Consider the following 14754-nt stretch of genomic DNA (forward strand, 5'->3'; position numbering starts at 1 on the left):
CTTGGGATTCCGGCCTCTGTCTTGCGCGGTCGCGTGGTCCTAGCGGTTGATCACGGTGATCTTGGTGCCTTCGATGCTGACGCCGGCCATCAGACCCTGCTGGTCGAAGATGAAGGCATAGGCATCATCCTTGAGCGTGGAGGAGGAGAGGTTCTTGGCCACGCCCTCGTCGACAACCACAACCGTCGGGCCGACGCCGATTTCCCAACCGCGGCTTTCGGCCAGATAGTTCACAGCCGCGTCGTTCATCAGGAAGACCGCATAGCCGTAAGACTGGGCGCCCGCCTGCAGGCCCCAGGAACCGGTGACGGAGTTGTAGTAATTGGTCACTTCACCGCCCTGTTTCAGCAGGCCCTCGCCATAGGCGCCGCCGAAGATCAGGCCGGCCTTCACGACGTTCGGAAAAATGAGCACGGCCTGTGCCTTTCCGCCAATCTCCTTGGCGACCGGACTTGTCGCATAGAGCTTGTCGAGTGCGAGTTCGGCTTCCTTGTTGAGGTCTTCGGCCGTTGCCGCGTGGGCACCTTGATATGCGCCGAGTGAAACCGACGTCGCCGCGGCGAAGACGGCCGCAAGAATGAATCGTCTGAGGTTTTTCATCGGAGTTTCCTTCATGTCATGGGAATGCAGGTCTGTTCGACCGGAAGCGGCATCGCGCGAGGCAACGACGCGCGACGGGCGACGCCGTCGACGTACCGACCTTCGGCGCCGCCTGTGGCGACATGTGGGGCAGACTGTGATCATTTCAGGCGCGAATGTGGCCGCACCCGGAAAATGGCTCAGATCGTCAGGATAATCTTGCCGATATGACTGCTTTTTTCCATCAGCGCATGCGCCTTTGCGGCGTCTTTCAGCGGAAAAACCGTGTCAATCAAGGGTTTTACGCGGCCGGCTTCGATCAGTGGCCAGACTTTTTCGCGCAAGGCACGGGCGAGGCTGGCCTTTTCCTCGATGCTGCGCGGCCGCAATGTCGAGCCGGTCAGCGTCAGCCGTTTCAGCATCACCGGCAGGAAGTTCACTTCGGCCGTCGGGCCGTTGAGGAAGGCGATCGAGACGATGCGGCCGTCGGTGGCGGCAGCCTGAATGTTGCGCGGGATGTAGTCGCCGCCGACCATGTCGAGGATCACATCGGCGCCGCGGTTTTCCGTCAGCCGTTTCGTTTCGGCGACAAAATCCAGCGTCCGGTAATTGATCGCCGCCTCGGCGCCGAGTTTCAGGCAGGCCGCGCATTTTTCGGCCGAGCCGGCGGTTGCCAGCACGCGGGCGCCGAAGATGCTGGCGAGCTGAATTGCCGTCGTGCCGATGCCGCTCGAGCCGCCATGCACCAGCAGCGTCTCGCCGGCCTTGAGCGCGCCGCGCTCGAAGACATTGGTCCAGACGGTGAAAAAGGTTTCAGGCAGCGCCGCTGCTTCCGTCAGCGAAAGTCCCTGCGGCACGGGCAGGGTATGCGCTTCATGCGCGAGGCAGTATTCGGCGTAGCCGCCACCGCCGACCAGCGCGCAGACCTTGTCGCCCGCTTTCCACAGCGTGACGCCCGGCCCTGTTGCCACCACTTCGCCCGCAACTTCGAGGCCCGGTGTTTCGGGAGCGCCGGGCGGCGGCGGATAGAGCCCCATGCGCTGGATCGTGTCCGGCCGGTTGACGCCTGCTGCCGCGACCTTGATCAGGATTTCGCCATGGCCGGGCTCGGGGCGCGAAATCTGGCGGGTTTCCAGTACGTCCGGGCCGCCGGGCTCGCGGATGGCGATGGCCGTCATGGTCGCGGGCAGGTTCGGCAAGGGGCGCACCTCTTCGTCGGCGGATCGGCTTGCAGGTCTAGCCCGCTGTCCCCAGACTGGCAACCGGGGACGATCTTGGAGGCGGAGCGTTATGGAACGGGACGAATTGGAGCCGCGCAAGCGCCGCAATGAGGCACTGGCGGCGCTTGCCAAGGAGGATCTGAGCCTTCTCGGGTTCGAAGAGCTGGAGGAACGAATCACCGCGCTTGAAGCCGAAATTGCGCGAATCCGTAACGAAATGGTCAAAAAGCGCGGTTCGCTGTCGGCTGCCGAAGCATTGTTCAAAAAATAGACACTCGTAGTTAAGGCATTAGAAATACAGCGCTTTTAGTTGCGGTATCACAATGTTCGGGTGCCTTTCATCTTGTCGTTGACGCGTCAAATTGCCACAAGATTAACTTCCTGTTAGGAATGATCTCGCTAGGGTGACCTTGCGTAATCCAGTTCTCTGGATTTCTGAGTGGCTCCTATCCACTCTGTTTGACGCCTCCCTGTTAGAACTTGAGCCGCGGGCTTTCCCGCGGCTCTTTTTTGTCCGTTGACCCCTCGCTGGCACGGATATTGATCCCTCAGACCCTGACTGTGCCGCAATGGCGCGATTTCAGGGGTTTGTGGGATGAGTGTTCACGAGATCACCGGCGACGAGATTGGCTTCGCGGAAGCCGAATGCGTCACCTTGAGCGAATTCATGGCCTCAGGCCTCTTCCAGCGCACCTATGGCGAAGGGATGCGGCTGGTCGAGGAAACCTCGGCCTATCTCGACGGTGACGGCCGGGCGGCGGCAAAGACTCTGCCTCGCGAGGCCTCGCTCGCCTATGCCGGCGAGAGCATGCGCCTGACCACGCGGCTGATGCAGGTCGCCTCATGGCTTCTGGTCCGCAAGGCGGTGCATGAGGGCGAAATGACGGCCGAGGAAGCCAATTCCGAGAAATACCGCCTCGCCACCAAGGAAATCGCCCGCCAGCCGCGCTTTGCCGGGGCCGACGCTCTGCCGCAGCGCCTTCTGGAGCTGATCGAACGGTCGGAGCGGCTCTATGCGCGGGTCGAGCGCCTCGATACCCGGCTCAGGGAACCGGTCGCCGGGCCGGCGCTCAACCACCCGCTGGCCGAACAGATGCAGCGCGTCGAGGCGTTTTTCCGCGAGAGCCTTTCCGCCGATTTTCCGCGCCCGCAATTCGGCCGCCGCACGCGCCGGCCCGAGTAACTTCGCCGACCTCATCGACAAAAAAGCCCCGCAATGCGGGGCTTTTTCATTTCCGGGCTTGTCGCGGAAGGCTCAGTTGCTGCCGATAAAGCCAAACTTCTTCTTGAACCGGCTGACACGGCCGCCACGGTCGAGAAGCTGCTGGCCACCGCCGGTCCAGGCCGGGTGCGTCGTCGGGTCGATGTCGAGCACCAGCGTGGCGCCGTCCGACCCATAGGTCGAGCGTGTCTGGAAGGTGGAGCCATCATTCATCGTCACGGTGATGAAGTGGTAGTCCGGATGGGTGTCTTTCTTCATGGCTCACGCCTTCCCGCATTGAAAACGGCGCGCCGGGGCTGCCCCATCGGGGATGCCGCGCTGCCGGAATGGGGGCTTATAGCGAACGGGCGATGCCCATGCAAGCCGAGATACAAAGGCTGTTTTGGGGCCATCTATCCAGGATTTTGCGCGCTCATGCCGCAGCGGGCGGTGCGGGGCGGCGTTGCGGCGGCAGGGACCTGATTGCTATACCAGCGCGGAACTTATACCCGGGGTCCCCCCGAGCGGCTAGTGTGGCCGGTCCCGCAACGAAGAACCGGCAGACATGCATGAGCGATACATCGAATCCGGTCATCGAGGCCATTGAGGAAGAAGCGCAACGGCGCAAGCCCGCCAAACGGGTCCGGCCGATCCTGCGGCTGCTGCCCTTCCTGGCGGTCTATCGGGGCATGGTGGCGCTGGCGGTTCTTGCACTCGTTCTGGCGACGCTCGCGACGCTCGCCATTCCGATGGCCGGCGGCCGGCTCGTCGATCTCCTCAACGACGCCGACGATACGGTCACAGCTGCCTTTATCGACCAGTATTTCCTGGCGCTGATCGCCGTCGCACTGGTGCTCGGTATCGCCAGCGCCGCGCGTTTCTACTTCGTCAGCTGGCTCGGCGAGCGGGTGGTGGCCGATCTTCGGCAGGCGGTTTATGCGCATGTGCTGAAGCTCTCGCCGGCATTTTTCGAATTGACGCGCACCGGCGAAGTGCTGTCGCGACTGACCGCCGACACGACGTTGATCAAAACCGTGGTCGGTTCTTCGGCGTCGATCGCACTGCGCAATCTTTTCCTTTTCGCCGGTGCATCGTCGATGATGGTTGTCACCAGCGCGCGATTGTCGAGCCTCGTTCTGTTCGCCATTCCGATGATCGTTCTGCCGCTGGTTTTTCTCGGGCGCTGGGTCCGGCGGCTGTCGCGCTCGGCGCAGGACAGGCTGGCCGATACCAGCGCTTTCGGTACCGAGAGCCTCAATGCCATCCAGACGGTGCAGGCCTTCACCCATGAGGACCATGACCGGCGACAGTTTTTCGACACGGTCGAGCAGTCCTTCGATACGGCGCGGGCACGCATCGTTGCCCGTTCGGTGCTGACGGCGCTGATTTTCTTCCTCGGCCTTACCAGCGTCGTCGGCGTCATCTGGTTCGGCATGAAGGATGTTATCGCCGGCGACATGACGGGTGGCGCGCTGGCGCAGTTTATTCTCTATGCGCTCTTTGCCTCAGGTGCGCTGGCGGCGCTGTCGGAGATATGGGGCGACATGCAGATGGCGGCGGGTGCCACCGAGCGCCTGATGGAGCTTCTCGATGTCGAGCCGCAGATCGCGGCGCCGGCCATTCCCGTTTCCCTGCCGGCGCCATCGCGCGGCGAGATCCGTTTCGATGCCGTCACCTTTGCCTATCCGGCCCGGCCGGGCATCTCGGCCCTTCGGGGTTTTACGCTCGGCGTCAATCCCGGCGAGACAGTGGCGCTGGTCGGCCCGTCTGGCGCCGGAAAAAGTACCGTCTTCCAGCTGCTTCTGCGCTTCTACGATCCGCAATCCGGGCATATTGCGCTTGACGGTACCGATGTGCGCGACGCCGACCCGCGCGACGTGCGGGCGCGCATCGCGGTCGTTCCGCAGGAGACGGTCATCTTCGGCACAACGATTGCCGAAAACATCCGCTATGGCCGACCCGAGGCCGGCTTTGCCGAGATCGAAGCCGCGGCACGGGCCGCCCGCATTGATGATTTCATTGCCCGCCTGCCGGATGGTTACAACACCCAGGTTGGTGAGCGCGGGGTGACGCTTTCGGGCGGTCAGCGCCAGCGCCTGGCAATTGCGCGCGCGATCCTGCGCGACGCGCCGGTCCTGTTGCTCGACGAAGCGACCAGCGCGCTTGATGCCGAAAGCGAAGCGGCCGTCCAGCAGGCGCTTGAAGGGCTGATGCGGGATCGCACGACGCTTGTGATCGCGCATCGTCTGGCGACCGTGCTCAAGGCAGACCGGATTATCGTCATGGAAGAGGGCCGTGTCGTCGCCTCAGGCACGCATGAAGAACTTTTGCGGCAGGGCGGGCTTTATGCGCGGCTGGCGCGGTTGCAGTTTACCGGCGATCTTTCGGGCGAGGCCACCGAGCCATTGTCCGGACCGGTCAGCGCGGTCATTGGTTGAACGAAACTCCTCAGGGGAAAAATCCATGTCGAAGCGCTTGCAGATTGTCGTCTATGTCGGACTGGCACTTGTCGTTGTCGGCAGTGTGCTGGCGTGGCGCTTCCTTGCCGCTGCCGGCTATTTCACCGGCATCAGGCAGGAGATCGCCGCCGACTGCCGTGCGATCGAGGCGGTGCCGGGGCCCGAAGACATCGTTATCGACCACGAGCGCGGCATTGCCTATGTGTCGGCCTATGATCGCCGCGCGGTGCAGGCCGGTGCGCCGGGCTCCGAAGCCGTCCGCGGCGGCCTTTATGCGATCGATCTGACGGCGCCGCAGGCCGATTGGTCGCTCTATCCGGTGACGCCCAACATGCCGGCCGATTTCCGGCCCCATGGCATCAGCCTTTATGTCGGGCCGGATGGCGCGCGGCGGCTTTTCGCGGTCAGTCACCCGGCCGCGGGGCATGAGGTTGTCGAGATCTTCGATATTGCAGCTGATGGAACGCTGAGCCATGCGTTGAGCGTCACCGATCCGCTGTTCGTGTCGCTCAATGACGTCGTGGCGGTAGGGCCGGACAGCTTCTATGCGACCAACGACCATGCCTCGAAGAACGGGTTGCACCAGCTTTTCAGCAATATACTGCTGCTGCGAAACACCAATGTTGTCTATCACGACGGGACGGCAACGCGTATCGCCGCCGACCGCTTTGGCTACGCCAACGGCATCAATGCCAGCACCGACGGTAGCCGGATCTATGTCGCCGACCTGATGAGTATGACCCTGCATGTGTTTGATCGCGACGCCGCGAGCGGCGATCTCCGCGGTGTCGACATGGCGCGGCTCGGCACTGGCATCGACAATATCGATGTGCAGCCCGACGGCTCGCTGCTGATCGGCGCGCATCCCAATCTGATCGATTTCATCGCCCATGCTGGCGACCCCGCCGCGCTTTCGCCGAGCCAGGTCGTGCGCGTTGAGATCGACAAAAACGGCGGCGGCAAGGCCGGCACGATCTATCTCAATCTCGGCGCGGAGATATCGGGCATCAGCGTGGCCGCCGGCTATGGCGACGTGATGCTGCTCGGTCAGGTTTTCGAGCCGCAAGTTCTGGTCTGCGCGCAATCGAAAGAGCTGAAAGCTTATTGATCAGCGCTCGGTCAGCTTGAATTCGATGCGGCGGTTGCGCGTATTGTCGGTTGCCGTGCGACCTGCTGTCAGCGGGTGATGTTCGCCGAATCCTGCCGCCACCAGATTTTGTGCGGGCACGCCTTGCGCGGTCAGGTAGTCCACGACGGCGATGGCGCGGGCGCTTGACAGGTACCAGTTCGACGGGAATTGCGGTGTGGCGATCGGGTTGGCGTCGGTATGCCCGTCAACGCGCAGGACCCAGGGGATGTCGTTCGGAATTTCGGCGGCGATTTCACGCACTGCGACGGCGATCTTGTCGAGCTGCTCCTGCCCGGACGGGTTGATGTCGGCGGAGCCCGACGCGAAGAAGATTTCGGACTGCATGGCAAAGCGGTCGCCGACAATTTCGATGTCGGTGCGGTCGCCCAGAATGGTCCGCAAGCGGCCGAAGAACTCCGAGCGGTAACGGGCCAGTTCCTGGACCTTTTGGGCCAGCGCCGCGTTGAGGCGGCGGCCGAGATCGGCGATCTGGGTTTGCGATTCACGATCCCGTTGCTCGGATGCCTCCAGCGCCGCCTCCAGCGTCGCGAGCTGGCGGCGCAAGGCGGCGATCTGCTGGTTCAGCAATTCGACCTGTGACAGGGCCTCGCTGGAGACACGCTGTTCGTCGGAAAGCCGGCTTTCAAGTTCTGCGATGCGCGAGCCGGCGCCGGCGCCCTCGTCGGCCATCGCGGCGAGACGTGCACTCTCGGCGGAAGCGGCGGCGAGCGAATCCTGCAGCGACAGGATTGTGACTTCGAGATCGGCTTTTTCGCGCCGCTCCAGCGCCAGCTGGTTCACCAGTTCGGCAATCTGGCTGCGCAAGCTGTCGAGCGCCGAATCCTTGTCGCTCACCAGCAGGCTGAGGAAGAATTGCGTGATCATGAAAATGGTCAGCAGAAATATCAGTACCAGCAGCAGGCTCGACATGGCGTCGACAAAGCCCGGCCAGTAATCGCTGCTCGGGGCGCGGCCACGGATGCGTCTGTTGGCGAGCGCCATCCTGCGTCAGCTCCGACCGTCGAGGCGGCGGGCCAGTTCTTCGAGCACTGGCCTCAACGCCTCCTGGTTTTGTGCGAGCTGCCTTACAAGCTGCTGCTCGCCCCGCAATTGCTCTGTCAGGGCCGATATCTGGCCGGCCAGCGCCATCAGTGTCGCATTGGCGCCTTCGCCGCCGCCCGTGAGCGCCTGTTCGATGTTGCGGAGCCGCCGCGAGGTTTCGCCCAGCATTGAAGGGGCGTCGGGATTTGTCTCGGAGAGGCTCGTAACGGTGGAGAGCCACTCCTCGAGTTCGTTATAGAAACGGTTCTGCGCCTGACCTGCTTGCAGGTCGAGAAAGCCCAACACCAACGAGCCGGCCAGGCCGAACAGCGAGGAGGAAAACGCCGTGCCCATGCCGCGCAGGGGTCCGTCGAGTCCCGCCTTCAGATTTGCGAAAACGGTGGCGGCTTCCGCCGTTTCGACATTAAGGCTCTGAATCGTGCCGGCGACCGAGGCCACCGTGGTCAGCAGGCCCCAGAAGGTTCCGAGCAGGCCGAGAAAGATCAGCAGGCCAATGACATAGCGCGAAATCTCGCGCTGTTCGTCGAGACGGGAGCCGAGCGAGTCGAGGATCGAACGCATCGACATGGCGTTGAGCTGCATGCGTCCCTTGCGGTCGCCGAGCATGGTGGCCATCGGCGCCAGCAAGTGCGGCGCGGCGGGAAATGTGAGGCCGGGATCGGCGCGCCGAAATTCGTTCACCCAGCGCACTTCGGGATTGATGCTCAGCACCTGGCGGAACGCATAAAGAATGCCGACGGCGAGGACGAAGACGATCAGGCCGTTCAGAAGCGGATTGGCCATGAAGGCCGCTTCAATTTGCGGGAACAGGATCGCCACGGCAAACCCCACCAGCACGACGAAAAGCACCATCCGGGTGACATAGGGGCGCGGCCGGGAAAGCCCAATGCCGTCCTTGTGTTCCTTCGCCATACGTCGTCAATCCCTTCTCAAGTTCGACCGGATGGTGTCAACCGCCGGCCAACACAATATCCACGCGGTCTTGCGGACCGCTGTCAGACGTTCCACCGAGAGCACGGACGTGAATGCGGTCTGCCACAATGCCCTCATCAATCAGCTTGTACCTGACCGACAGGGCGCGCCGGAGCGACAGCTTGCGTGCCGGCGACGAGACATCGCGCGGCGGTCCTGCATAGGCCTTGATCAGCAGACGGCCGCTTTGGCGCCTGATATTTGTGGCAAAAACTGCGATGTCGTCATGCGCAGCCGCGCTCAGGGCGGATTCGCCGGGCGCGAAGTCGATGCGCAGCAGGGCCGATTCAGGAGGAGGCAGGGGGGCCTCGGCAGCTGCGGCTGCCAGAGCGCCGGCAAGGAGGATGGCAAGTGCCGCAAAGCCAATCCTGTTGTGAAAGATCATGCGGTCATCCGTGGGCGGTCGTGAGCGGGTGTATCGATACGCTTCGCGACAGTCTAAGCCTGTTCGCATGGCGCGAACAGGCCTCGGCCGAATGAGAAGTATGGAGGGAATCGGGCAGAAATGCGGCCCGGGTCAGGCGGGCTTGTGCGCTTTTTTCAGCACGTCGCCGAGTTGCCGGTGCAGCGCTTCATTGCCGGCAAGGATGCCGCCTGTGTCCAGCATGGCGTCGCGACCATTGAGGTCGGTGACGAAGCCGCCCGCCTCGCGCACGAGGATGATGCCGGCGGCCACGTCCCAAGCGGCGAGGTTCGCCTCCCAGTAAGCGTCGAGACGGCCCGCCGCGACCCATGCAAGGTCGAGCGCCGCCGACCCCATGCGGCGGACGCCGGCGACCTCGTTCATCACAGCGCCGAGTTCGGCCGAGAAACGCTGGTGGCCAGGTCGGCCGATATGCGGAATGCCGGTGCCGACCACCGCTTGCGCCAGTTCGCGGCGCACCGCGACGCGGATGCGGCGGTCGTTGAGAAACGCGCCCTGACCCTTTTCGGCAATGAACATTTCGTCGGAGATCGGGTTGTAGACGAGGCCGGCGACAATCTGACCCTCGCGTTCGAGGCCGATCGAAATGGAGAACATCGGGATGCCGTGCAGGAAGTTCGTCGTGCCGTCGAGCGGATCGATGATCCAGCGGTGCGACTTGTCGGCACCTTCGACCACACCACCTTCCTCCATCAGGAAGCCATAGCCCGGCCGCGCCTTCGACAGTTCCTGAAAGATGACCTTCTCGGCCTTCTTGTCGGCGGCGGTGACGAAATTCGCCGGGCCTTTCATCGAGACCTGAAGGTTTTCCACCTCGCCGAAATCGCGCTGCAGGCCGCGCGCCGCCTTGCGGGCGGCGGCGACCATGACGGACATCGAGGGTGTGTGGCGGGACATGGGTTCTACCGGCCGGGCGTTATTCGGCGCGACGCAGATAGGTGACTTCGTTCGTATCGACGACGATCCTCTCGCCGGTCGTAACGAATGGCGGCACCATGACGCGCACGCCGTTCTCGAGCAGGGCGGGCTTGTAGGAGCTTGCGGCGGTCTGCCCCTTTACCGTGGGTTCGGTCTCGGTGATTGCGAGGACCACTTGGTCGGGGAGCGAAATGCCGAGCGCCTTGCCCTCATGGCTTTCGACCGTAACCTTCATGCCATCCTGCAGGAAGGCGGCGCGGTCGCCGACCCATTCCTTCGACAGCTCGATCTGTTCGTAGGTCTCGTTGTCCATGAAAGTCAGCATCCCATCGTTTTCGTAGAGATACTGGTAGTCCTTCTGCTCAAGGCGCACGCGCTCAACCGTTTCGGCGGAGCGGAAACGTTCGTTCAGCTTGCGGCCATCGACGAGGTTCTTCAGTTCCACCTGCGCAAATGCCCCGCCCTTGCCGGGTTTCACATGCTGAACCTTGACAGCGGCCCAGAGCCCGCCCTCATGTTCGATGACGTTGCCGGGGCGGATTTCATTGCCGTTGATCTTCATGGGATGCTCGAATTCGGGGACTGGTCAAATCTGGATAGGGGCTCGCCGGAGATGCGGCAGCCGGCGCTCTGATAACACCATGTGCCGGCATTGGACAGAGGCTTTCCATCGATTGCCCCGTGGCGGGTGCGGATCTTCCGTTCAGTCCGCCGTAGGGGGGCTGTCGGCGGCCCGGTCCCATTTGGCGATCTGGTCGGCGACACGGGCGCGGATTTCGGGCGTGACTTCAGGTTCTATGGCGCTTCTCAGCGTCTCGTCTTCGTATCCGCCCTTTTCGGCCAAGGTCAGCCAGAGCAACGCGGCCCCGACGTCGCGGGCCACGCCCTGACCCAGAAAATAGAGGCGGGCCAGACGATCCTGTGCCAACGGTTCGCCGCGCATCGCGGCCTCGGTAAACCATTTGGCAGCCAGTGTGTCGTTGCGCTCCACGCCGGCGCCGTCGAGATAGGCGAAGGCCAGCGCTGTCTGGGCCTCCGGCAGGCCGCTTTCGGCGGCAATAGTGAAGCGTTTTGCCGCTTCGGCGGGGCTCTTGGACATGCCAATGCCATCCTGCAGCATCAGGCCGAGCTGGTAGCTGGCCTCAGGCTGGCCCTGATCGGCTGCCAGCCGGAAATAGCGCGCCGCCTCGTCCAGATTTTGCGGCTTGCCGCGGCCGGCGGCAAAGAGCGTCCCCAGATAGTATTGCGCGTCGGCATGGCCGGTTTTTGCGGCGCTTTCGAAGAGCGATGCCGCCTTGCCGATGTCGCGCGGTCCGCCATGACCGGTTGTGTACATCATGCCGAGTTCGGTGGCGGCGCCGGCATGGTCCTGATCGGCGGCCTGCTGGAAGAGCTTGCGCGCCGCCTCCGGGGTGGCGCCGGCGATGCGGCCATATTCCATCAGCATGCCGAGCGCGTATTGGGCGCTGGCGTCGCCGCGGTCGGCCGCCATGCCGAACCATTTGGCCGCTTCGTTCCGGTCGGATGCGATGCCCTCGCCGTTGTTGTAGATCGAACCGAGCATCAGTTGCGCGGCGACATCGCCTTTTTCGGCAAGCGGCAGGGCAAGGAGCCGCGCTTCTCCGTAACGTTGCGCCCTGTAGGCGTCCATTGCCGACGCCATTGCATCCGCGGCGGGTATTGCCTGCGCGGCGCGCGGAGAGGGCGAATTCTGCGCAGTTGCTTCGGGAACCGTGGCCAGCATCGGCGCCATGCCCAAACTCAACGCAACGAGTAGATGCCTCATCGGGACTTGCTTTCCTCGGCCATAATTCGGTCGAACGCACGCACTGCGGCGGCCGGCCCTTCGGCATGGGCCCAGACGCCGGATGATACGGCCAGAAAATCCGCCCCGGCACGCACCAGCGCTGCGGCATTTTGAACCGTGATGCCGCCGATCGCCACGCAAGGCACCACGAAAGTTTCCGACCACCAGGTCAGGATCTCCGGTTCAGCCTTACTTATAGGCGTTTTTGTGTCGGTTTCGTAAAAGGCGCCAAACGCCACATAGTCCGCGCCGGCCTCGCCCGCCTCCATCGCCAGATGGCGCGACGCATGGCAGGTAACGCCGACGATACGGTCGGCGCCGACGATTTTCCGGGCCTCGGCATAGCTCGCGTCCGTCTGGCCTACATGGACACCGTCGGTGCCAAGCTCCGCCGCGAGGTCGGGCCGGTCGTTAATGATGAAGGCGACGTCGTGCGCATGGGCCAGCGGCATCAACGCTTCGGTCGCCCGGCGGATGTCGTCGGCGGCGGGTGGCGTCTCATTTTCGCCCTTGAGACGGAGTTGCAGGCTCGCGACATCGCCCGCGTTGAGCGCGGCCTTCAGCGTATCAGCGAAGGCGTGCGGCTCAAGGCGCGCTGGCGTGATGAGGTAGAGGCGGCAGGCCGTTTCGGCGTTCAGGTCGGTCATGGGCCCGCCTTGTAGCGTGAAGCGGCGGCCCGCGCACGCTCCTTCATGAGCCGCGTCCCGTTCAGGCCGCCTTTTCGTGCGCCGCTTTCCAGGTGCCGAGTGTGGCGAGGCCGTTCATCCTCGCGCGGTGCAGGAACGCCTTCTGGCCGGCGGCGACGTTTTCGGTCTTGCCGCTCCAGGCCTTCAGCGGCGCGGCCTGAAGCGCGCGGCCATAGGAGAAGGACATTTTCCACGGGAAACCGCCGATCGCGTTCATCGCATTGAGATGCGCGGTCGCGTCCTCATCCGACTGGCCGCCGGACAGGAAGACGATGCCGGGGATCGATGCCGGAACGGTGCGCTTGAAGCAGGCGATGGTCTTTTCCGCCACTTCCTCGACGCTCGCCTGTTTGCCACATTTTTTGCCGGCAATCACCATGTTGGGCTTCAGCACCGTGCCTTCGAGGCGGACGCGATGGGCCGCGAGGCGGCCGAAGAGGATGCGCAGCGTCTCCTCGGTGACTTCGAAGCAGCGGTCGATGTCGTGGCCGCCATCCATCAGCACTTCGGGCTCGACGATCGGGACGATCTTCGCCTGCTGGCACAGTGCTGCGTAGCGCGCCAGCGCCTCAGCATTGGCTTCGAGGCAGGTGCGGGTCGGGATGCCGGCCGCGATGTCGATCACCGCGCGCCACTTCGCGAAGCGCGCGCCGAGGTCATAATACTCCGCCAGTCGCTTGCCGAGACCGTCGAGACCTTCGGTGATCTTCTCGCCGGGGAAACCGGGCATGTCCGTGGCGCCGGTATCGACTTTGATGCCGGGGATCGAGCCGGCCTTCCTGATGAGGTCGACGAGCGGCGTTCCGTCCTTGGCTTTCTGGCGGATCGTCTCGTCATAGAGGATCACGCCCGAAATGTATTTCTTCATCGCCTCTTCGGTGCGGAACAGCATTTCGCGATAGTCGCGGCGGCTGTCGGCCGTCGATTCGACGTTGATGCTGTCAAAGCGCTTCTTGATCGTGCCCGAGCTTTCGTCGGCGGCGAGAATGCCTTTGCCCGACGCCACCATGGCCTGTGCAATCGATTCAAGTGTCTCAGTCATGTCCTTAACCCTCTCGATCCAGTCCTGCCTTGCGGCTTATTTGTTCGCCAGCGCCGCAACGCCAGGCAGTTCCACGCCTTCCATCCATTCGAGGAAGGCGCCGCCCGCGGCGGATACATAGGTAAAATCCTCGGCCGCGCCCGCTTCGTTGAGCGCCGCCACCGTGTCGCCGCCGCCGGCGACCGACACAAGTTCGCCCTGTTTGCTGCGCATCGCGACGAGGCGCGCGGCCTCGACGGTGCCGCGGTCGAAAGGCGGAACCTCGAAGGCGCCGAGTGGCCCGTTCCAGACCACCGTCTTCGCCGTTTCGAAGCGGCCGGCCAGATGTTTCAGCGTATCGGGTCCGACATCAAGGATCATCATATCGTCCGGCACAGCATCCGCCGAAACCGTGTGCGCCGCGGCGCCGGCTTTAAACTCGGCGGCGACAACGACATCGGAGGGCAGCACGACATCGCATTTCGCGGCGCGCGCGCTTTCGAGGATTTCGCGGGCGGTTTCGAGCAGATCGGGTTCGCAGAGCGACTTGCCGATCTTCTTGCCCTGCGCGGCCAGGAAGGTGTTGGCCATGCCACCACCGATCACAAGGGCGTCGACCTTTTTGACGAGATTGGCAAGGAGCGCGATTTTCGTGGAGATTTTCGCGCCGCCGACGACGGCGACCACCGGGCGTTTCGGTGTGCCGAGCGCGGCCTCGAGCGCCGTCAGTTCAGCTTCCATCGCGCGGCCTGCGTAAGACGGCAGGAACCGGGTTATGCCCTCGGTCGAGCCGTGCGCGCGATGGGCGCTGGAAAAAGCGTCGTTAACGTAGATGTCACCGTTTTTTGCCAGCGCGGCGGCGAAGTCGGGATCGTTCTTCTCCTCGCCGGCATGAAAGCGTGTGTTTTCGAGTACCAAAATGCCACCCGGCGCGAGTGCCTCGATGGCACGCGCGGCGGCGTCGCCGATGCAATCCTCGCCGAAGGCGACATTGCCGCCGGCGAAGGCCGACAGTGCTTCGGCGACGGGCTTCAGTGAATATTTGGGGTCCGGCTTGCCCTTGGGGCGCCCGAAATGCGACAGCACGACGACCTTCGCGCCGCGCGCCGCCAGTTCGGTCAGCGTCGGCGCCACGCGTTCAAGCCGGGTGGCGTCACCCACTTTTCCGTCTTGCATCGGCACGTTGAGATCGGCGCGGACAAGCACGCGACGACCCTTGATGTCAGTCGTTGCAAAAAGATCGTCGAGCGTCTTGTGACCGGCCATCTGGGGTTCA

The 14754-nt window shown here is 63.6% G+C and carries 16 protein-coding genes; 4 read left to right on the forward strand and 12 right to left on the reverse strand.

The genetic code is table 11. From position 1 onward, the window contains the following. Nucleotides 1-39: 39 nt before the first annotated feature. Both Q7V31_RS10600 and Q7V31_RS10605 read right to left on the reverse strand, forming a co-directional pair. Complete coding sequence (locus Q7V31_RS10600) at nucleotides 40-600, reverse strand: lipid-binding SYLF domain-containing protein (RefSeq protein WP_304734112.1); 561 nt, start codon at nucleotides 598-600, stop codon at nucleotides 40-42. A 179-nt stretch (nucleotides 601-779) separates the two neighbouring features. Beyond that, nucleotides 780-1778 (reverse strand): NAD(P)H-quinone oxidoreductase, encoded by a 999-nt coding sequence (locus Q7V31_RS10605; protein WP_304734113.1) that lies wholly within the window; start codon nucleotides 1776-1778, stop codon nucleotides 780-782. A 91-nt stretch (nucleotides 1779-1869) separates the two neighbouring features. Here Q7V31_RS10605 and Q7V31_RS10610 point away from each other — a divergent pair, with 91 nt between their 5' ends. Further along, entirely contained in the window at nucleotides 1870-2070 is a 201-nt protein-coding gene (locus tag Q7V31_RS10610) for a DUF1192 domain-containing protein (RefSeq protein ID WP_304734114.1), read from the forward strand. 324 nt (nucleotides 2071-2394) lie between these two features. Continuing rightward, a complete protein-coding gene (locus Q7V31_RS10615) occupies nucleotides 2395-2982 on the forward strand; it encodes a DUF1465 family protein (RefSeq protein ID WP_304734115.1) in 588 nt (195 codons plus the stop codon). A gap of 72 nt (nucleotides 2983-3054) precedes the next feature. Here the strand turns inward: Q7V31_RS10615 and rpmE are convergent, their stop codons facing one another. Further along, complete coding sequence (gene rpmE / locus Q7V31_RS10620) at nucleotides 3055-3279, reverse strand: 50S ribosomal protein L31 (RefSeq protein ID WP_304734117.1); 225 nt, start codon at nucleotides 3277-3279, stop codon at nucleotides 3055-3057. A 290-nt stretch (nucleotides 3280-3569) separates the two neighbouring features. Here rpmE and Q7V31_RS10625 point away from each other — a divergent pair, with 290 nt between their 5' ends. Continuing rightward, nucleotides 3570-5438 carry an ABC transporter transmembrane domain-containing protein gene (locus Q7V31_RS10625; protein WP_304734118.1) on the forward strand — a complete coding sequence of 623 codons (1869 nt, stop codon included), beginning with the start codon at nucleotides 3570-3572 and terminating at the stop codon, nucleotides 5436-5438. Between the two features lie 25 nt (nucleotides 5439-5463). Next, nucleotides 5464-6567, forward strand: a complete 1104-nt coding sequence (locus Q7V31_RS10630; RefSeq protein ID WP_304734119.1) for a strictosidine synthase family protein — start codon at nucleotides 5464-5466, stop codon at nucleotides 6565-6567. Here Q7V31_RS10630 and Q7V31_RS10635 read toward each other — a convergent pair whose 3' ends face one another. From Q7V31_RS10635 to pgk, 9 genes are all read right to left on the reverse strand, one after another. Beyond that, nucleotides 6568-7590 (reverse strand): peptidoglycan -binding protein, encoded by a 1023-nt coding sequence (locus tag Q7V31_RS10635; RefSeq protein WP_304734121.1) that lies wholly within the window; start codon nucleotides 7588-7590, stop codon nucleotides 6568-6570. It lies immediately after the preceding gene. A 6-nt stretch (nucleotides 7591-7596) separates the two neighbouring features. Further along, nucleotides 7597-8562 (reverse strand): flagellar motor protein MotA, encoded by a 966-nt coding sequence (locus Q7V31_RS10640; protein WP_304734123.1) that lies wholly within the window; start codon nucleotides 8560-8562, stop codon nucleotides 7597-7599. A 37-nt stretch (nucleotides 8563-8599) separates the two neighbouring features. Continuing rightward, a complete protein-coding gene (locus Q7V31_RS10645) occupies nucleotides 8600-9007 on the reverse strand; it encodes an OmpA family protein (protein WP_304734125.1) in 408 nt (135 codons plus the stop codon). A 132-nt stretch (nucleotides 9008-9139) separates the two neighbouring features. Continuing rightward, the gene (locus Q7V31_RS10650; RefSeq protein WP_304734126.1) at nucleotides 9140-9943 is read right to left on the reverse strand and encodes an inositol monophosphatase family protein; all 804 of its coding nucleotides are present in this window, start codon (nucleotides 9941-9943) and stop codon (nucleotides 9140-9142) included. Nucleotides 9944-9962: 19 nt separating this feature from the next. Further along, nucleotides 9963-10526 (reverse strand): elongation factor P, encoded by a 564-nt coding sequence (gene efp, locus Q7V31_RS10655; RefSeq protein WP_304734127.1) that lies wholly within the window; start codon nucleotides 10524-10526, stop codon nucleotides 9963-9965. Nucleotides 10527-10667: 141 nt separating this feature from the next. Then, on the reverse strand, nucleotides 10668-11750 hold the full coding sequence (locus tag Q7V31_RS10660) for a tetratricopeptide repeat protein (RefSeq protein ID WP_304734128.1): 1083 nt from the start codon (nucleotides 11748-11750) through the stop codon (nucleotides 10668-10670). Further along, nucleotides 11747-12418, reverse strand: a complete 672-nt coding sequence (thiE, locus tag Q7V31_RS10665; RefSeq protein WP_304734129.1) for a thiamine phosphate synthase — start codon at nucleotides 12416-12418, stop codon at nucleotides 11747-11749. The genes Q7V31_RS10660 and thiE overlap by 4 nt, the downstream gene beginning before the upstream one ends. A gap of 61 nt (nucleotides 12419-12479) precedes the next feature. Then, complete coding sequence (locus Q7V31_RS10670) at nucleotides 12480-13499, reverse strand: class I fructose-bisphosphate aldolase (RefSeq protein ID WP_304734130.1); 1020 nt, start codon at nucleotides 13497-13499, stop codon at nucleotides 12480-12482. Between the two features lie 36 nt (nucleotides 13500-13535). Continuing rightward, nucleotides 13536-14744 (reverse strand): phosphoglycerate kinase, encoded by a 1209-nt coding sequence (pgk, locus tag Q7V31_RS10675; protein ID WP_304734131.1) that lies wholly within the window; start codon nucleotides 14742-14744, stop codon nucleotides 13536-13538. Nucleotides 14745-14754: the final 10 nt, after the last annotated feature.

The organism is Parvibaculum sp., assembly GCF_030651915.1.
Taxonomy (GTDB): domain Bacteria; phylum Pseudomonadota; class Alphaproteobacteria; order Parvibaculales; family Parvibaculaceae; genus Parvibaculum.